This is a genomic window from Streptomyces sp. CB01881, from assembly GCF_002953255.1.
GTDB lineage: Bacteria > Actinomycetota > Actinomycetes > Streptomycetales > Streptomycetaceae > Kitasatospora.
Window position 1 is genome coordinate 8,654,399 of sequence record NZ_CP026498.1, and the last position, 17,898, is coordinate 8,672,296.

The following is a 17,898-nucleotide window of genomic DNA, read 5'->3' on the forward strand; positions in this document are numbered from 1 at the left end:
CGGCATGACGGCCACACGCACCATCCTGGTCAGCGGCGACGCCGCGGCGCCCGTGGTGGCCGCCGCCACCGCGCTGCACGCCGCCCGGCAGGGCCGCCGCACCCTGCTGCTGGCCGCCGACGACCCGCACCGCGCCCTCGACGCCGTCCTCGGCACCCGGCTGGAACCCGGACCGGCCGTCTACGAACCGGGGCTGACCGTGGCCCGGATCGACGAGCAGGCCGCCTTCCGGCGCGCGCTCGGCGAGATCGGCGGCAGGCTGGCGCCCGCCCTCGACCTGCTCGGCGCCGAGCCGCTCGACCCCGAGGAGCTCACCGCCCTCCCCGGCACCGCCCGGCTCGCCCTGCTGCGCGCCCTGCCCGCCGCCGAGGCCGACGTCCTGGTGGTGCTCGCCCCTGCGCCCGCCGAGCTGATCGGCACGCTCGCCCTGCCCGAGCAGCTGGAGCGCTACCTGGCCCGGCTCGTGCCCGGGCAGCGTCAGGCCGCCCGGGCGCTGCGCCCGCTGCTGGCCGGCCTCGCCGGTGTCCCGATGCCCGCCGACTGGCTCTACGAGGGCCGGGCCAAGGCGGCCGCCGCGCTCGCCGAGGCCCGCGCCGCGATCACCGCGCCCGGCACCAGCGTCCGCCTGGTGACCGCCGCCGACGGCCACCCCTTCGACGAACTGGGCCGGATCCGGGCCGGGCTGGCCCTGCACGGGCACCGGCCGGACGCCGTGGTGGTGCACGGGGCGCTGCCGGACGCGGCCACCGGCTCGCCCGACCCGTGGCTGGCCGGGCTGGCCCGCCGCCGGCAGGAGGAGCTGGCCGCCCTGGCCGCCGCCGGCGACGTGCCGGTGCTGGTCACCGGCCTCGCCGAGGTCACCCTGGAGGCCGTCGCCGACCGCCTCTACGGCACCGGGCCGGGCCCGGCGCCGCTCGCCGCCGGGCCGTGGCCGGTCGAGGACCGGCTGGCCGAGGAGGGCCTCCTGGTCTGGCACCTCGCCCTGCCCGGTGCCGACCGGGCCGACCTGGACCTGGTGCGCCGCGGGGACGAGCTGGTGGTCGGCCTCGGCGCCCACCGGCGTGTGCTCACCCTGCCGTCGGCGCTGCGCCGCTGCACCGTCGCGGGCGCCGCCCTGCACGACGGGGTGCTCGCCGTCCGTTTCGCGCCGGACCCGGCGCTCTGGCCGCGCGGCTGAGCCGCCCGGACGCCTCCGGGACCGCGTCCCGGGTCGGGTAGCGTCGGGGCCAGTGGCCGCAGGGGCGGCCGGAGCCGAGGAGACGCCCGCGATGAGCACTGCCGACGACCGCACCGAGCAGGCCGCCGAGCACCCCTTCGGCCCGGAGCTGGGCCCGCTGGTGGACGAGGTGCGCCGGTTCGCCACCGCCGCCGGCCGGAAGGCCCAGGAGGCCGGTGCCGAGACCCTGATCTCGCTGGCCGGGCTCGCCGACCGCCTCCGTGAGAACCAGCCCGACGTGTACGGGCACCTGGCCAACGCGGGCAGCGGGCTGGCCGCGGCCGGCGGCGAGCTGCTGGCCGCCTACCGGGCCGCCGTGGCCGGTCACGAGCGCCGCTGGACCGCCGGCGAGAGCGCCCGCAGCGAGCGGATCGACCTCGACACGCCTGACGGACCGTCCGACAAGCAGTGAAGCCCTGATCCCGAAAGAGTGACAGTCTGGCTCCGTGCTGCGACGGAGCGGGTAGGAATGTACGACTTTTGAAGGGGATCAGCGAGGTCGGCCGCAAATTGTCTTCGGTTAATGTATGCGACGGTGTATACGGGGGCCGGGTTGGGCGGTACGGTTCCGTCCAGCGGGAACGAGTGAATAGCTGAGGGACACATGGCTCTGACCATCGGCGTCGACGTCGGCGGGACCAAGATCGCGGCAGGCGTGGTCAACGAGGCGGGCGAGATCCTGGCCCGGACCAGGGTGCCCACCCCGGCCGACCCGCAGTGGGCGGTCGACGCCATCGCGCAGGCCGTCCGCGAGCTCAAGGAGCAGTACCCCGACGTGGTCGCGGCCGGCGTCGGTGCTCCCGGGTTCGTCGACCGCAACCGTTCCACGGTGATCTTCGCCCCCAACATCGACTGGGAGGACGAGCCGCTGCGCACCCGGATCGAGGAGCTCACCGGCCTGGACACCGTGGTCGAGAACGACGCCAACTGCGCCGCCTGGGCCGAGTTCCGCTTCGGCGCGGCCGCCGAGCACGAGGACATGGTGCTGATCACCGTCGGCACCGGCATCGGCGGCGGGATCGTCCTGGACGGCCGGCTGCACCGCGGCCGGTTCGGCGTGGCCGGCGAGATCGGCCACCTCAACATGGTCCCCGACGGCCTCGCCTGCGGCTGCGGCGGCAAGGGCTGCTGGGAGCAGTACGGTTCGGGCCGGGCGCTGCGCCGCTACGGCCGGGAGAAGGCCGCCGCCGACCCGATCCGCGGCCAGCGGATGCTGGAGCTCAACGACGGCGTCGCCGAGACCATCCGCGGCATCCACATCACCCAGGCAGCCGAGGAGGGCGACCCGCTCGCCCTGGAGTGCTACGCCGAGCTGGCCGACTGGCTGGGCCGGGGCATGGCCGACCTCGCCGCGCTCTTCGACCCGGGCGTCTTCGTGCTCGGCGGCGGCGTCTCCGACTCCGGCCGGCTGCTGCTCGACCCGGTCGCCAAGGCCTTCGAGCACTACCTCACCGGCGGGGTGCACCGCCCGCGCGCCGAGGTGGTGCTCGCCTCGATGGGCTCGGCGGCCGGCATCTCCGGCGCGGCCGACCTGGCCCGCACCGCCTGATCCCCACCACGCGCACGCCGGCGGCGGCGCGGCCAGGGCCTGCGGGCCCCGGCCGCCGTCGTGTTCCCCCGCCGCGCGGCGGCGCCGCTGCCGTACGGTCGTCAGCGGAGCACCACCGGACACAGGGGAGGACCGCCATGACCAGTGGACCGGCGAACGCCGGACCGGCCGAGCTGCCGCCGCCCGGGCCGGGGCGGCTGAGGCTGCTCGGCTACAACGTCCGCTCGCTGCGCGACGACCGGCACGCCCTGGTCCGGGTGATCCGGGCCTGCGCGCCGGACGTGGTCTGCGTCCAGGAGTCGCCGCGGTACTGGCGGCCGCAGGGCCAGGCCGCCTGGCTCGCCCGGCGGACCGGCACCGTCGTCCTGGCCGGCGGCGGCCGGACCGCCGCCGGCCCGCTGCTGCTCGGCCGGCCCGGGGTGGAGGTGCTCGCCGTCCACGACCGGCTGCTGCCCAAGACCCGCGGCCTGCACGCCCGCGGCTTCGCCGGCGCCGTCGTCAGGGTGGCCGGCTCGGTGCCGTTCTCCGTCACCGCCTGCCACCTGAGCCTGGACCCGGCGGAGCGGTACGGGCAGTTCGAGCTGCTGCTCGACCAGCTGCGGATCGCCGGACCCGGCGTGGTGGCGGGGGACTTCAACGAGCACCCGGACGGCCCGGGCTGGCGGCTGCTGGCGGGCCGGCTCCAGGACGGGTACGTGGCCGCGCCCTGGGGCGGCGAGTTCACGTCCGTCCCGGAGAACCCCTACCAGCGGATCGACGCCGTCTTCGCCACCCCCGGCGTGCGCGTCCTCGCCTGCGGCGTCCCGCACGGGCTGCCCGGCGTCACCGAGGCCGACCTGCGGGCCGCCACCGACCACTTGCCGGTGCTCGCCGTCCTGGAGCTCCCGACCGGCTGACGAGGGGTCAGACGACCGCGCCGCCGTGCGGGTCCTCGGGCTCGTCCTCGTCGCGGTCCTTCATCCGGACCACCAGGGTCACGAAGCCGCCGAGGAAGGCCGACACCCCGACCCAGGCCGGCCAGCCGGAGACCTCGCGCCAGACCACCGCGTCGAACAGCAGCAGCGCCGGCCCGCCGAGGACGGCCAGCCAGGCGAACTTGGCGGTGACGTCGGCGGCGGGCAGCGGCGGCGGCTCCGGCGGGACGAAGTGGCCCTCGTCGGCCTCCTCGGCCAGCTCGAAGTCGCGCGGGCCGGGGGAGGCGGCCGGCATCACCGGTCTGCCGGAGCGCGGTCGCGGCTGCGGCGCGAGGTCCGAGAGGTCGTCCGGCTCGTCGCGGCGCCCGGCGGCGTCCTTGAAGCCGCCCTTCAGCCCGCCGCGCGCCCGGAGGTCCTCGATCTCCGGCCAGTCCGGGTTGTTGAGGTCGACGGGGTCGTCGAACTGGGCGACCAGCGCGGCGAAGATCTCGTCCTGTTCGGCCTGGCTGCGCTCGGGCGCGCGCCGCACCCGGGGCGGCTCGGCGGCGCCTGCGGCCTCCTTGCGGGCGTCCGCACCGGGGCCGGCGCCCGTGCCGTTCGCCGTGGCGCCGTCGGCCTCGGCGGCGTCGGCCTTCGTGTTCTCCGCGTCCTCGCGGGGCGCCTCGTCCTCGCCGCCCGCCGTGCTGCTCTCGTGCACTTCCGGCCCTTCAGCCTTGGTGATCGTCGGATTCGACCCGGGTGACGCCCGCCGTGTGCGCGGGAGCCAGCCGTCGGATGAAGTCCTGGCTGGCCGCGAATATTTCCGGCGCGTCGTGGTCCAGCGTCGCGACGTGGTAACTGCGCTGGCACAGCCGCTCCGTCACGTCGGTCGAGGATATCCGGGCCAGCACCAGCTCCGAGTTGGCCGCGGAGACGACGTGGTCCTGCGGGCTGCGGAAGAGCAGCACCGGCTGGGTCACCTGCGGCAGCCGCCCCTGGACGTCCTTCCAGAGCCTGGTCAGCGACCAGGCGGCGTGCAGCGGGGTCCGGTCGTAGCCGAGCTCCACCAAGCCCGGCCGGGCGATGTCGTCGGCGATCCCCGGCAGGCTCGGCACCAGGTGACGCAGCACCGGCAGCAGCACGCTCGCGGGGTTGTCGGAGCGCACCGACGGGTTGACCAGCACCAGCCCGGAGACGGCCGGCCCGTGCAGCGCGGCCAGCCGCAGCGCCAGCGAGGAGCCCATCGACAGGGCGAGGACGAAGACCTGCTCGCACTCGGCGGACAGCGCGAGCAGCTCGCGCTCCACCTCGGCGTACCAGTCCTCCCAGCGGGTCACCTGCATGTCCTGCCAACGGGTTCCGTGCCCCGGCAGCAACGGCAGCGTGACGGTGAATCCGGCCGCCGCGAGGTCCTCGGCCCACGGCCGCAGCGACTGCGGCGAGCCGGTGAAGCCGTGGCAGAGCAGTACGCCCACCGGACCGCCCCGGTGGCGGTAGGGTTCGGCACCGGGCAGCGGCGGCATGGCGGGCTCCTTCGCGGGCGGGGACGCTGGAGGACGAGGACGCGGGCCCGACGGGGTCGGCCGGGGTCGGCGCCGGAACGGCAGGCTGCGGGAACCCGATCGTCCCACGGGCCCGCCCGCGTCGTACAGCCCCACCGGACGCCCCGCCGGGGCGGGGCGGGGCGCGGGCGGCCGCCGCGGGGCATTAGGATCGACCGGTCCGCATAACAGGAGGCCCGGGTTGTTCTACCGACTGATGAAGATGATCGTCGCGCCACTGCTTCGGATCTTCTTCCGGCCGTGGATCGAGGGCGAGGAGAACATCCCCGCCGAGGGTGGCGCGATCATCGCGAGCAACCACCTCTCCTTCTCGGACTCCTTCTTCTTCCCCGCGCTGATCAAGCGCCGGGTGACCTTCATCGCCAAGGCCGAGTACTTCAACACGCCCGGCGTGAAGGGCAAGCTGACGGCCGCCTTCTTCAAGGGCGTCGGCCAGCTGCCGGTGGACCGCTCGGGCGTGCGCGGCGCCGGCGAGGCGGCGATCCGCTCCGCGATCGCGGTGCTGGACCGCGGCGAGCTCTTCGGCGTCTACCCGGAGGGCACCCGCTCGCCCGACGGCAAGCTGTACCGCGGCAAGGTCGGCGGCCTGGCCCGCGTCGCGCTGGCCACCGGTGCGCCGGTGATCCCGGTCGCGATGATCGACACCGAGAAGGTGCAGCCGCCCGGCCAGGTGATCCCCAACTTCGGCATCCGCCCGGGCATCCGGATCGGCCGGCCGCTGGACTTCTCCCGCTACCACGGCATGGAGAACGACCGCTTCATCCTCCGTTCGGTGACGGACGAGGTGATGTACGAGATCATGCGGCTCTCCGGCCAGGAGTACGTCGACATCTACGCGACCGCCGCCAAGCGGCAGATCGCCGACGACAAGAAGCGCGCGGACGCCGAGCGCAAGGCGGTCCAGAAGGCCGAACAGGCCGCCGCCAAGGCCGAGAAGGCCGAGGCGGAGAAGGCCCAGAAGGCCCTGGAGCAGGAGCAGAAGGCCGCGGAGCAGGAACAGAAGGACAACGGGCCGGCCTGAGGCCCGCCGCCGGGGGAGGGGCAGGGACGATGACGGACGGGAGTAGGACCGGCGCGGTGGGCGGGGCGGTCGCGGCCGGCGGCATGTCCGTCGAACTGCCGCTCTGGCGCGCCATCTCCTTCTTCCGGGTCCTGGCGCTCTGCTACGCCCTGCTGCGTTTCCTCAACTCGTACCTGGAGTTCCTGCACCCCGTCGCGGGCTGGATCTACCTCGGTGCGCTGACGCTCTGGACGCTGGCCAGCACCCGCGCCTTCGCCGGGCCGCAGCGCTGCACCTGGTACGTGCTCGGCACCGACCTCACGCTCGTCGTCACCGGCATCGTGATGAGCGGCCTCACCGACTCCCCGGCCAGGATCAGCCACGGCGCGCCCACCCTGCCCACCATCTGGGCGGCCGGCACCGTGCTCGGCTTCGCGGGCAAGGGCGGCTGGCGCTGGGCGGCGGCGGCCGGTTCGGTGATCGGGGTGGCCAACATCCTCGGTCACGGCGGTCCGACCGGCGACAACATCCACAACATCGTGCTGCTGATGGTGGCCGGCTGCGCGATCGGCTACGTGATCGAGCTCGCCCGGGCCAGTGAGGCGACGCTCACCCGGGCCCTCCAGGTGGAGGCGGCCACCCGGGAGCGCGAGCGGCTCTCCCGGGACATCCACGACGGCGTGCTCCAGGTGCTGGCGCTGGTCCAGCGCCGGGGCGGCGAGCAGGGCGCGGGCCGCAGCGGCGACTTCGCCGAGCTCGGCCGGCTGGCCGGCGAGCAGGAGCGCGCGCTGCGGGCCCTGATGAGCGGCGGCCCGCTGCCGGCCCAGCGCGCGGCCCTGGAGCCGCAGGACCTGCGAACCCTGCTCGGCCCGTACACGGACGAGCGGATCACGCTCTCCGCCCCCGGCACGCCGGTGCTGCTGCCCGCCCCGGCCGCCGGTGAGCTGGCCGCGGCCGTCGGCGCCGCCGTGGACAACGTCCGCAAGCACGCCGGCTCCGGGGCCCGCGCCTGGATCCTGGTCGAGGACGAGCCGGAGGCCGTGACGGTGAGCATCCGCGACGACGGCCCGGGCTTCGCCCCCGGGCGGCTCGGCGAGGCGGAGCAGGCCGGCCGGCTCGGCGTCTCCCAGTCCATCCGCGGCCGGCTGCTGGACCTCGGCGGCACGGCCGAGCTGTACTCGGTGCCCGGGGAGGGCGTCGAGGTGGAACTCCGCGTCCCGCGTTCCGAGGAAGGCCCCCGATGACCGACCAGCCGATGACCGACCAGCCGACGACCGGCGCGCAGGCCGAGCGGCCGGTGCGCGTCATGGTCGTCGACGACCACCCGATGTGGCGCGACGCCGTCTCCCGCGACCTCGCCGAGGCCGGGCTGGACGTGGTGGCCACCGCCGGCGACGGCGACGAGGCCGTCCGCCGGGCCCGCGCCTGCGCCCCGCAGGTGGTCGTGCTGGACCTCAACCTGCCCGGGCTCTCCGGCGCCGAGGCCTGCCGCCAGGTGGTGGCCCAGGACCCGTCGGTGCGCGTCCTGGTGCTCTCGGCGAGCGGCGAGCACGCGGACGTGCTGGAGGCGGTGAAGTCCGGCGCGACCGGGTACCTGGTGAAGTCGGCCGGCCGGGACGAGCTGCTGGACGCGGTGCGCCGCACCGCCGTCGGCGACGCCGTCTTCACCCCGGGCCTGGCCGGCCTGGTGCTCGGCGAGTTCCGCCGGCTGGCCGCCGAGCCCGCCGCGCCGACCGCCCCCGCCGTCCCGCAGCTGACCGCGCGGGAGACCGAGGTGCTGCGGCTGGTCGCCAAGGGCCTGTCCTACCGGCAGATCGCCGACCGGCTGGTGCTCTCCCACCGCACGGTGCAGAACCACGTCCAGAACACCCTCGGCAAGCTCCAGCTGCACAACCGGGTCGAGCTGGTCCGGTACGCGATCGAGCAGGGGCTGGACGACGAGATCTGAGCGGTGCGCCGCCGCCCGGGCGGCGGCGCACCGGCCGGGGGGCCTCAGCCGCGTACCGCCGCCGCCTCCCGGAGCAGCCCGGCGACGATGTCCACCCCGTCCCGGGTGAGGACCGACTCCGGGTGGAACTGCAGTCCGGCGAAGCCCGGGCCGCGCAGTGCGTGGACGTCGCCGGTCAGCGGGTCGCGGGAGACCCCGACGCCCTCGGCGGCCAGCCGGGCGGCGTCCTCGTCCGAGCAGCGCGCGGTGAACGTGTTGTAGAAGCCGACGGTGCGCTTCGTCCCGAACAGGTCGACGCTCTCCTGCGCGCCCTGGAACGGCACGGCCTTGCGGGCCAGCGGCAGCCCGAGGGCGTCCGAGAGCAGCTGGTGGCTGAGGCAGACGGCGAGCAGCGGCGCGGTGCGGGCGCCGGAGCGGACGGCGGCCAGTGCGTCGGCGACGACCGGGCGGAGCACGGCCATCTTGGGGTCGTCCGCCGCGGCCGGGTCGCCCGGGCCGGGGCCGAGCACCAGCGGGCCGCGGTGGGCGGCGACGCGCTCGCGCAGGCCGGGCTCGTCGAAGCGGGCGACCGTGACCCGGTGGCCGAGCGAGGTCAGCAGGTGGGCGAGCATCGAGGTGAAGGTGTCCTCGCCGTCCACCACCAGGGTCGGCTCGGCCTCGGTGACCCGGGCCGGCTCCTGCATCCGCAGCCAGAACGGGGCCAGGTTGGCGCGCCGGGCGTCCAGCGCCGCCTGGACGCGGTGGTCGTCGGCGAGCCGCGGGCCGGAGCGCTGCGGGTGCCGGCCGGGCGCCGGCCGGGCGCCGATCGCGGTGAGCACCCCGGCGGCCTTGGCGTGCGTCTCGGCCACCTCCGACTCCGGGTCGGAGTGGCGGACCAGGGTCGCGCCGACCCGGACCACCAGCCGGCCGGTGGCCGGGTCGATGTCGGCGGCGCGGATGCAGATCGGGGAGTCCAGCTGCTGGCCGCCGCTGGCGGAGCGGCCGATCAGGGCGAGCGCACCGGCGTAGTAGCCGCGCCCGCCGCGCTCGTACCGGCTGATCACCCGGGTGGCGTTCTGCACCGGGCTGCCGGTGACGGTGGCGGCGAACATCGTCTCCTTCAGCACCTCGCGGACGTCCAGCGAGGTGCGTCCGCGCAGCTCGTACTCGGTGTGCGCGAGGTGGGACATCTCCTTGAGGCGCGGGCCGAGGACCTGGCCGCCGAGGTCGCCGACGGTGCACATCATCTTGAGTTCCTCGTCGACCACCATGGTGAGCTCCTCCAGCTCCTTGGGGTCGTGCAGGAAGTCGATCAGCGAGTCGAGGTCGGCGCCGCCGGCCGGATAGCGGTAGGTGCCGGAGATCGGGTTCATCACGACGGTCCCGCCGCTCTGCCGGACGTGGACCTCGGGGGAGGCGCCGACCAGGACGCGGTCGCCGGTGTGCACCAGGAAGGTCCAGTACGCGCCGCGCTCCTGCTCCAGCAGCCGGCGGAAGAGCGAGAGCGCGAGCTCCGGGGAGAACCGGTCGAGCGTGGCGGTGAAGTCCCGCCGGATCACGAAGTTGGCGCCCTCGCCGCGCCCGATCTCGTCCTCGATCACCCGGCGGACGATGCCGGCGTACTCCTGGTCGTCGATGTCGAACGCACCGCCGGCGAGTGAGACCGGCAACTGCGGCAGTACGGGCATCAGTTCGGACAGCGGGAGGGCGTACTGCGAGGTGACGGAGAGGGCCTGCAGCGGGGTGGCGTCGTCGTGCGCCTCGAAGCCGCGCTCGCGGATCTGCCGGTAGGGGACCAGCGCGAGCAGGTCGTGCACCGGGCCGCCGGCCGGCACGCCCTCGCGGACCGGCAGGTCGGCCAGCCGCTCGTACGCGTCGACGGTGCCCAGCAGGACCTCGACGGTGTCGGGGGCGAGGCGCGGGGTGCGGCGGTGCAGCAGGGCGAAGGCGGGGGCGTCCGGGCCGGTCAGTCGGGCGAGCAGGTCGGTGGCGGTGGTCACGGTGGCGGCTTCCTTCCGGGTGGAGGCGGGGTGCGGTGCTGTGGTTCCGCTCCCGGGAGGGCCGTCTGCTCATACGCCGACGGCCGCCCCGAGGGGCGGCCGTCGTGTTCGCTCAGGAACGCGCGATCTGTGGGCCACCCGAGGGGTCGGCCCACCACCAGGAGAAGGTGTGCGGCGTGTTCATGCGTCGAGAGTAGCGGATGCGGCGGACCGGGTGAGGCCGGTCACGCGATTGTCCGGCATGTGTCTCACCCATCGGGCATCGGTCACAAATCGGTTGTCGCACCCCGTAGCCTTGGCCGTGTGACCGTGACGAATCCCCACCCCTGGCAGTCCCTGCCCGCGGCGCAGCAGCCTGAATGGCCGGACCAAGAGGCTCTGCGCAAGACCCTTGCGGAGCTCGCCTCCTATCCGCCGCTCGTCTTCGCCGGCGAGTGCGACCAGCTGCGCGCCCGGCTCGCTGCCGTGGCGCGTGGTGAGGCGTTCCTGCTGCAGGGCGGCGACTGCGCCGAGGCCTTCGACGGCGTGTCGGCCGAGCACATCCGCAACAAGCTGAAGACCCTGCTCCAGATGGCGGCCGTGCTGACGTACGCCGCCTCCGTGCCCGTGGTGAAGGTCGGCCGCATCGCCGGCCAGTACTCCAAGCCGCGTTCCAAGTCGACCGAGACCCGCGACGGCGTGACCCTTCCGGTCTACCGGGGCGACTCGGTCAACGGCTTCGAGTTCACCCCCGAGTCCCGCATCCCGGACCCGGAGCGCCTGAAGCGGATGTACAACGCGTCCGCCGCGACGCTCAACCTGGTGCGCGCGTTCACCACCGGTGGTTACGCGGACCTGCGTCAGGTGCACGCCTGGAACCAGGACTTCGTGCGCAACTCGCCGGCCGGCCAGCGCTACGAGCAGCTCGCCCGCGAGATCGACAACGCGCTGGCGTTCATGAACGCCTGTGGTGTCGCGCCGGAGGAGTTCAAGACGGTCGAGTTCTTCTCCTCGCACGAGGCGCTGATCCTCGACTACGAGACCGCGCTGACCCGCGTGGACTCGCGCACCGGCGAGCTGTACGACGTCTCCGGCCACATGGTGTGGATCGGCGAGCGCACCCGCCAGCTGGACCACGCGCACATCGAGTTCGCCTCCCGGATCCGCAACCCGATCGGCGTGAAGCTCGGCCCGACCACCTCGGTCGACGAGGCGCTCACCCTGATCGAGAAGCTGGACCCGGAGCGCGAGCCCGGCCGGCTCACCTTCATCACCCGGATGGGCGCGGGCAAGATCCGCGAGCACCTGCCCACCCTGGTGGAGAAGGTCACCGCCTCCGGTGCGCAGCCGGTCTGGATCTGCGACCCGATGCACGGCAACACCTTCGAGGCCTCCAGCGGCCACAAGACCCGCCGCTTCGACGACGTGCTCGACGAGGTCAAGGGCTTCTTCGAGGTGCACCGCGCGCTCGGCACCCACCCGGGCGGCATCCACGTGGAGCTGACCGGCGACGACGTCACCGAGTGCGTCGGCGGCGGCGACGAGGTGCTGGTCGACGACCTGCACCAGCGCTACGAGATGCGACCCGCGGCTCAACCGCAGCCAGTCGCTGGACCTCGCGTTCCTGGTGGCCGAGATGTACCGCGGCGGCCAGTGAGCCGCGGGGCCGCCGCGGCCCCGGCCCGGCCCGGTCGGGCCTGATCGGCGCTGGTCGGCCCTGATGTGACGAAGGCCCCTCCGGATTCGGGATTCCCGAGCCCGGAGGGGCTTTTTCACGCCAGGATTGCCGGGTAAGGTGAGGCTTAGTGAGCTAAGGCAAGCCTTAGTCAAGATCCACTCCGCTGCACCCCCCGGGAGAGACCGCGATGTACGTGTGCATGTGTCATGCGGTCACCGAGGCCCAGGTGAGGAACGAGATCGACGCGGGTGCCAACTCCCCGCGCCAGATCGCCAAGGGGTGCAAGGCCGGAACCGACTGCGGCTCCTGCGTCCGGCGCATCCAGGCCCTGCTGGGCGAGCACGGCGCGCGGCCCTGCCCGACCGCCCGGCTGGCCGCGAAGCTGGGGCTCGCCGACCCGGAGGCCGCGCCGTCGGAGGCCGCACCGTCGGAAGCGGTGCCGCTCGCCCCGGTCGCCCCGCTGCGCGCGGCCTGAGCGCCCGGGCGCCCGGCGGGGTCCGGCGCGCCGGACGGGCTCAGGACTCCGGCTGCTCGATCAGCTGGGCGAGGTAGAGCGCCTCCCCGAGCTTCTCCAGCAGCTCCAGCTGGGTGTCGAGGTAGTCGATGTGGTGCTCCTCGTCCTCCAGGATGGCCTCGAAGATGTTGGCCGAGGTGACGTCGTTCTTGGCGCGCATCACCACGATCCCGCGCTTGAGCCGGTCGATCGCCTCGACCTCGACCTGGCGGTCGGCCTCGAACATCTCCTTGACGGTCTGGCCGATCCGGACGTGGAAGAGCCGCTGGTAGTTGGGCAGCCCGTCCAGGAAGAGGATCCGGTCGGTGAGCACCTCGGCGTGCTTCATCTCGTCGAAGGACTCGTGCCGGGTGTACTTGGCGAGCTTGGTCCAGCCGAAGTTCTCCTGCATCTTGGCGTGCAGGAAGTACTGGTTGATGGCGGTCAGCTCGGCGGTGAGCTGCTCGTTGAGGAATTCGATGACCTCTGCGTCGCCCTTCATGGCGCTGCCTTCCTGCTGTGCGTCGGGGAACCTCGGCCGTGCCCGCGGCTGGAACGCATCCTGGCACCGCGATGGGAAGAAATTCCAGTAAGTTCACACTCACTAGGACATGTGTCGGAATATCTGATTTGGTCGGTTATTGGCCCGTACGGGCGGGCGTACGGCACCGGAAAGGGGCGCGCACCGGGCGTTGTCCGCCGTCTGTCACCATGGAGCCATGGGTCAGCCCGAACAAGAACCGATCCCGCCGTCTGACCCGAGGCTCCCTCCGGGACAGCGCCCGCAACGCGGCTGGCCCGCCCTGCACTACGGACCGGTGCCCCGCTTCAAGCCGCTGGCCTGGGACTTCCAGGTGTTCGGCGCGACCGCCTCGGCGGAGAAGCACAGCTGGGACTTCGCCGGCTTCAACGCCCTGCCGCGCACCACCGTCCGGGCCGACCTGCACTGCGTCACCAAGTTCTCGATGCTCGGCAACGACTGGACGGGCGTGTCGGCCGCGGCCGTACTGGCGCAGGTGCCCCCGGCGCCCGACGTCACCCACGTGATGGTCTGGGCCGAGTACGGCTACAGCGCCAACCTGCGGCTGGCCGACTTCGCCGACCCGCGGACCGTCTTCGCCACCCACCGCAACGGCGAGCCGCTCACTGCCGAGCACGGCTTCCCCGTCCGGCTGGTCGTCCCGCAGCTCTACGCCTGGAAGGGGCCCAAGTGGGTCCGGGCGGTGGAGTACATGCGGGCCGACCGGCGCGGCTTCTGGGAGGAGCGCGGGTATCACAACCTCGCCGACCCCTGGCGGGAACAGCGCTACTCCTACCAGGAGGAGCCGGGCGACGGGCCGCTGCGGTAGCCGTCAGCCCCGGATGTTCTGGTTGAGGTGGAACAGGTTGCCGGGGTCGTACCGCTGCTTCAGCTCCACCAGGCGGTCGTAGTTGCCCCGGTAGTTGGCCTCGATCCGGTGCTGGTCGTCGTGGTCCATGAAGCCGATGTAGCCGGCCTCGTCGGAGTGCGGGGCGAGCGCGGCGTAGTAGTCGCGCACCCAGGTCGTGTTCCGCTCGTTGTCGGCGGGGTCCGGCCAGACGCCGGCGATCACGGTGGCGAAGGTCGCGTCCCGGTGGGAGAAGGCCGTCGCGTCGGCGGGCACGCGGTGGCAGGCGCCGTTGATCGGGTAGAGGTGTACCGCCGAGTTGACCGTCGGCACCCGCGGCCCGTACTCCACGTGCGCGGCGATCGCCCCGTCGGTGAGCTCGGTCGCGAAGACGCCCTTCCAGTACTGCTGGAGCCCGGGCGGCAGCAGCGGGTCGAAGGCGGCGGCGAACGCCGGGTACGGTGCCGGGCCGACACCCTCGGCCACCACCGGCGCCGCGTCCCGCAGCGCGGCGAGCACCTTCTCCGCCTCGGCCGGCGGCCCGGCCCAGCAGGGGACCAGCAGGATGAAGGGGTCGCCGACCCGGTCCTCCGGTACGAACGGCAGCGGTGGGGCGATGTGGAAGCCGGGGAAGAGGCCCAGCTGCTCGGGGGCGTCCTGGATGTACTCGCGGTAGAAGCGCAGCACGTCGGCCGCGTGCTCCAGCTCGTAGACGAACGGCCCGGCGACCACGTCGGCGACCGGACTCAGCCGGTACTCGAAGGACGTCACCGCGCCGAAGTTGCCGCCGCCTCCGCGCAGCGCCCAGAAGAGGTCCGGCTCCTGCTCCGCGCTCACCGTGCGGAACCGGCCGTCGGCGGTGACCACGTCGGCCGAGATCAGGTTGTCGCAGCTCAGGCCCAGTCCGCGGGCCAGGTGGCCGAAGCCGCCGTTGAGGGTCAGCCCGGCGATGCCGGTGGTGGAGATGATCCCCCCGGTGACGCCGAGACCGAAGGCGTACCCCGCGGTGTTGAGGTCGCCCCAGGTGACGCCGCCCTCGCACTGCGCGGTCCGGCGTTCCGGGTCGATCCGCACGCCCCGCCGCGCGGAGAAGTCGATCACCACGCCGTCGTCGCAGGTGCCGAAGCCGGGCGCGCTGTGGGCGCCGCCGCGGACCGCCAGGTCCAGCGTGTTGTCCCGGGCGAAGTCGACGGTGGCCATCACGTCCCCCGCGTTGGCCACCCGGACGATCACGGTCGGCCGGCGGTCCACCATGCCGTTGTAGACCCGGCGCGCCTCGTCGTAGCCCTCGTCCGCAGGGGTGATCACCGCGCCCCGCACACGCTCCCTCAAGCCGTCGACGGTGGGTCCGCCCATGACGACCACATCCTCGGGTACCGGCCGCCGCGCAGCCCCGTCCGGAGGTCCCGGTGCCGCAGCCCTCCCGGCTGTGGCGGGCGGGGCCGGGCAGGCCTGGTTCCACGCTACGCCGGGTGCGCCCCGGGGGCCTGTCCGTCGGACACGCCCCCGGGGCCGGAAAGTCCTCAGAGGAAGGGGAAGTTGACCGTCACCACGGTGTGCTGCGGCCGGCGTTCGCCGGCGGCGGGGGACTGGCTGGAGACCCTTCCGGTGCCGAACAGGTTGACGCCGCTGCTCTGCATCGCGAACCCGGCGGCCTGGAGCGCCTTGGCGGCGTCGTCCTTGGACATCCCGGTGACGTCCGGGACGGCCACCATGCCCCTGCTGACCACCAGCGAGACCGGCGAGTTCTCCGGCAGCTGCTGCCCGGCCGCCGGGGAGGTGCTGATCACCGCACCCTCCGGCACGGTGTCGCTGTACGTCTGGGTGACGTTGCCGCCGGCCAACTGGGCGGCGGCCAGCGCGGCGACGGCCTGGTCGGCGGGCTTGCCGGCCAGCTCCGGCACGGCGATCCGCTTAGGGCCGCGGGAGACGGTGACGGCGACCGCGTCGCTCTTGCGGGCCCGGGCACCGACCCCCGGGTCGGTCGAGATCACCTGACCGGCCGGGACGCTCTCGCTGTACACCTCGCTGAACCGCCCGTGCATGCCCGCGCCGTCCAGGATCCGCTGCGCCTCGGCGCGGTCCTTGCCGAGCACGCCCGGCACCGTCGTGTACAGGGCGCCGGAGAGCGCGTACGTGGTGCCGCCGACCAGCAGCACCAGGGCGGCCAGCACGCAGGCCCAGACCAGCGGCTTGCGGGGGAGGCGGCTCCACGGGCCGGGGCGGCGGGTGCGCGCCGGCGGCGGCTCGTCGTAGGGGCGCGGCTCGGCGAGCAGCTGCTCCATCACGTCCGGCGGGACGTCCAGCACGCTGGTCCGCTCGACCGGCGGCGCGGCGTCCGGGTCGGGGGCCGCCGCGGAGACGGCCCGGGCGGTGACGGCGGGCCGGAGCACCGAGGTCGGCTCGTTGGCCGGGTACTGCGGGGTGTCCAGGGTGGAGGTGGGCGGTTCGGCGTCCAGCTGGGCCGGGGTGAGCGTGCGGCGCACCCGCTGGAGGGCGGCCAGCAGCTCGACCGCGTCGTACGGGCGGGCCTGCGGGTCGCGCGCGCAGGCGCCGGCCACTATGGCGTCCAGCCCGGGGACGACGCTCGGCACGGTGAGCGAGGGCGCGGGGACGTCCTCGTGCAGGTGGCGGTACATCACCTGGACGGGGTTCTCGCCGGTGTGCGGGCGGTGGCCGGTGAGCATCTCGTACAGCAGGATGCCGGCGGCGTAGACGTCCACCCGCTGGTCGGTCTCGTCGCCGGGGCGGATCTGCTCGGGGGCGAGGTAGGAGACGGTGCCGAGGACGGTGCCGGAGGTCGCCGTGGTGGAGGTGGCCGCGCCGTCGGCGGCGTTCAGGACCCGGACCAGTCCGAAGTCGGCGACCTTGACCAGGCCGCCGTCGGTGATCAGCACGTTCTCGGGCTTCACGTCGCGGTGGACGAGCCCGGCCCGGTGGGCGGCGCCGAGCGCGGCGAGCACCGGCTCCAGGACGTCCAGGGCGGCGCGGATGGAGAGCGCGCCGCGGTCGCGCAGCAGGTCGCGCAGGGTCCGGCCGGGGACGTACTCCATGGCGAGGAAGACGGTTTTGCCGTCCGCACCCTGGTCGAAGACGTTGACCACGTTGGGGTGCGCGAGCCGGGCGACGGCCTTGGCCTCGCGGATGAACCGGCCGGTGAAGCCCTCGTCGCCGGCCAGCGAGGGGTGCATCACCTTGAGCGCCACGACCCGGTCGAGCCGGGTGTCGGTGCCGCGGTAGACGGTGGACATCCCGCCGGCGGCGATGCGCTGCCCGACCCGGTACCGGCCGTCGAGCAGGGTACCGATCAGAGGGTCGTGCAATGCCATGTCCGCCTTGTCCACCCGGCGAGTCTAGTGGCGCATACGGGTGAGGGCCCCGGGAGACACCGCTCCCGGGGCCCTCTGTGCCCGGCTTGTGACACGCCCCCCGGGGCTCAGAACGCCGGGTGTTCGCGGGTGTCGAGGTCGGCCCGGCCGGCCATCGCGGAGGAGGCCTCGGCGTGGAAGCGGCGCGGGATGCGGCCGGCCCGGTGGGCGAGCCGGCCGGCCTCGGCGGCGTACCGCATCGCCTCGGCCATCAGCACCGGGTCCTGGGCGCGGGTCACCGCCGAGGCGAGCATGACGGCGGCGCAGCCCAGCTCCATCGCCAGTGCGACGTCCGAGGCGGTGCCGGCGCCCGCGTCCAGGATCACCGGGACGTTCGCGCTCTCCACGATCAGCTGGAAGTTGTGCGGGTTGCGGATGCCCAGGCCGGAGCCGATCGGCGAGCCGAGCGGCATGATCGCCGCACAGCCGGCGTCCTCCAGCTTCCGGGCCAGTACCGGGTCGTCGTTGGTGTAGGGCAGGACGGTGAAGCCGTCGTCGACCAGCGTCTCGGCGGCGTCCAGCAGCTCGATCGGGTCGGGCAGCAGCGTCCGCTCGTCGGCGATGACCTCCAGCTTCACCCAGTCGGTGCCGAGCGCCTCGCGGGCCAGCCGGGCCGTCAGCACGGCCTCCCCGGCGGTGAAGCAGCCGGCCGTGTTGGGCAGGATCCGGATGCCGTTGCGGGTGAGCACGTCCAGGACGGAGCCCTGGGTGGTGGCGTTGACCCGGCGCATCGCCACGGTGGTCAGCTCGGTGCCGGAGACCCGCAGCGCCTGCTCCAGGACCTCCAGGCTGGGGGCGCCGCCGGTGCCCATGATCAGGCGCGAGCCGAAGGTGGTGCCGGCGATGGTGAGCAGGTCGTCAGCCAT

General features: G+C 74.0%; 16 protein-coding genes and 1 pseudogene. 10 read left to right on the top strand and 7 right to left on the bottom strand.

Going from position 1 to position 17,898, the window contains the following annotated elements; translation table 11 throughout:
- Window positions 1-4: 4 nt before the first annotated feature.
- The 4 genes from C2142_RS27835 to C2142_RS27850 all read left to right on the top strand — a co-directional run bounded on the left by C2142_RS27835 (window position 5) and on the right by C2142_RS27850 (window position 3,661).
- On the top strand, window positions 5-1,177 hold the full coding sequence (locus C2142_RS27835; RefSeq protein ID WP_148645485.1) for an ArsA-related P-loop ATPase: 1,173 nt from the start codon (window positions 5-7) through the stop codon (window positions 1,175-1,177).
- Window positions 1,178-1,268: 91 nt separating this feature from the next.
- Window positions 1,269-1,628, top strand: coding sequence for a DUF5304 family protein (locus C2142_RS41710; RefSeq protein ID WP_148645486.1), 360 nt, complete (start codon window positions 1,269-1,271; stop codon window positions 1,626-1,628).
- 192 nt (window positions 1,629-1,820) lie between these two features.
- Window positions 1,821-2,765 (top strand): ROK family glucokinase, encoded by a 945-nt coding sequence (locus C2142_RS27845; protein WP_148645487.1) that lies wholly within the window; start codon window positions 1,821-1,823, stop codon window positions 2,763-2,765.
- 137 nt (window positions 2,766-2,902) lie between these two features.
- Window positions 2,903-3,661, top strand: coding sequence for an endonuclease/exonuclease/phosphatase family protein (locus C2142_RS27850; protein ID WP_148645488.1), 759 nt, complete (start codon window positions 2,903-2,905; stop codon window positions 3,659-3,661).
- A gap of 7 nt (window positions 3,662-3,668) precedes the next feature.
- On the opposite strand, the gene C2142_RS27855 is transcribed toward C2142_RS27850, so the two are convergent.
- Entirely contained in the window at window positions 3,669-4,376 is a 708-nt protein-coding gene (locus tag C2142_RS27855) for a hypothetical protein (protein WP_241002815.1), read from the bottom strand.
- 10 nt (window positions 4,377-4,386) lie between these two features.
- On the bottom strand, window positions 4,387-5,181 hold the full coding sequence (locus C2142_RS27860; protein WP_148645489.1) for an alpha/beta fold hydrolase: 795 nt from the start codon (window positions 5,179-5,181) through the stop codon (window positions 4,387-4,389).
- A gap of 235 nt (window positions 5,182-5,416) precedes the next feature.
- Here C2142_RS27860 and C2142_RS27865 point away from each other — a divergent pair, with 235 nt between their 5' ends.
- The 3 genes from C2142_RS27865 to C2142_RS27875 are packed head-to-tail and all read left to right on the top strand — an operon-like array spanning window position 5,417 to window position 8,168.
- Window positions 5,417-6,241 carry a lysophospholipid acyltransferase family protein gene (locus C2142_RS27865; protein ID WP_174315783.1) on the top strand — a complete coding sequence of 275 codons (825 nt, stop codon included), beginning with the start codon at window positions 5,417-5,419 and terminating at the stop codon, window positions 6,239-6,241.
- A 29-nt stretch (window positions 6,242-6,270) separates the two neighbouring features.
- Window positions 6,271-7,464 (top strand): DUF5931 domain-containing protein, encoded by a 1,194-nt coding sequence (locus C2142_RS27870; protein ID WP_241002816.1) that lies wholly within the window; start codon window positions 6,271-6,273, stop codon window positions 7,462-7,464.
- Window positions 7,465-7,475: 11 nt separating this feature from the next.
- Entirely contained in the window at window positions 7,476-8,168 is a 693-nt protein-coding gene (locus C2142_RS27875) for a response regulator transcription factor (protein ID WP_148645963.1), read from the top strand.
- Window positions 8,169-8,212: 44 nt separating this feature from the next.
- Here C2142_RS27875 and C2142_RS27880 read toward each other — a convergent pair whose 3' ends face one another.
- A complete protein-coding gene (locus tag C2142_RS27880; RefSeq protein ID WP_148645491.1) occupies window positions 8,213-10,147 on the bottom strand; it encodes an anthranilate synthase family protein in 1,935 nt (644 codons plus the stop codon).
- A 303-nt stretch (window positions 10,148-10,450) separates the two neighbouring features.
- Here C2142_RS27880 and C2142_RS27885 point away from each other — a divergent pair.
- Window positions 10,451-11,783, top strand: a pseudogene (locus tag C2142_RS27885) (3-deoxy-7-phosphoheptulonate synthase class II).
- A 208-nt stretch (window positions 11,784-11,991) separates the two neighbouring features.
- Window positions 11,992-12,279: a (2Fe-2S)-binding protein gene (locus C2142_RS27890; protein WP_148645492.1), complete on the top strand. Its 288-nt coding sequence runs from the start codon at window positions 11,992-11,994 to the stop codon at window positions 12,277-12,279.
- A 40-nt stretch (window positions 12,280-12,319) separates the two neighbouring features.
- Here C2142_RS27890 and bfr read toward each other — a convergent pair whose 3' ends face one another.
- Window positions 12,320-12,799 carry a bacterioferritin gene (gene bfr / locus C2142_RS27895; protein ID WP_148645493.1) on the bottom strand — a complete coding sequence of 160 codons (480 nt, stop codon included), beginning with the start codon at window positions 12,797-12,799 and terminating at the stop codon, window positions 12,320-12,322.
- Between the two features lie 217 nt (window positions 12,800-13,016).
- On the opposite strand from bfr, the gene C2142_RS27900 reads away from it, so the two are divergent.
- Window positions 13,017-13,646, top strand: coding sequence for a sulfite oxidase-like oxidoreductase (locus C2142_RS27900; protein WP_148645494.1), 630 nt, complete (start codon window positions 13,017-13,019; stop codon window positions 13,644-13,646).
- 3 nt (window positions 13,647-13,649) lie between these two features.
- Here C2142_RS27900 and C2142_RS27905 read toward each other — a convergent pair whose 3' ends face one another.
- The 3 genes from C2142_RS27905 to C2142_RS27915 all read right to left on the bottom strand — a co-directional run bounded on the left by C2142_RS27905 (window position 13,650) and on the right by C2142_RS27915 (window position 17,898).
- Window positions 13,650-14,996, bottom strand: coding sequence for an FAD-binding oxidoreductase (locus C2142_RS27905; RefSeq protein ID WP_346766398.1), 1,347 nt, complete (start codon window positions 14,994-14,996; stop codon window positions 13,650-13,652).
- 191 nt (window positions 14,997-15,187) lie between these two features.
- A complete protein-coding gene (gene pknB, locus C2142_RS27910) occupies window positions 15,188-17,008 on the bottom strand; it encodes a Stk1 family PASTA domain-containing Ser/Thr kinase (protein ID WP_148645496.1) in 1,821 nt (606 codons plus the stop codon).
- A 92-nt stretch (window positions 17,009-17,100) separates the two neighbouring features.
- Window positions 17,101-17,898 carry a thiazole synthase gene (locus C2142_RS27915; protein WP_148645497.1) on the bottom strand — a complete coding sequence of 266 codons (798 nt, stop codon included), beginning with the start codon at window positions 17,896-17,898 and terminating at the stop codon, window positions 17,101-17,103.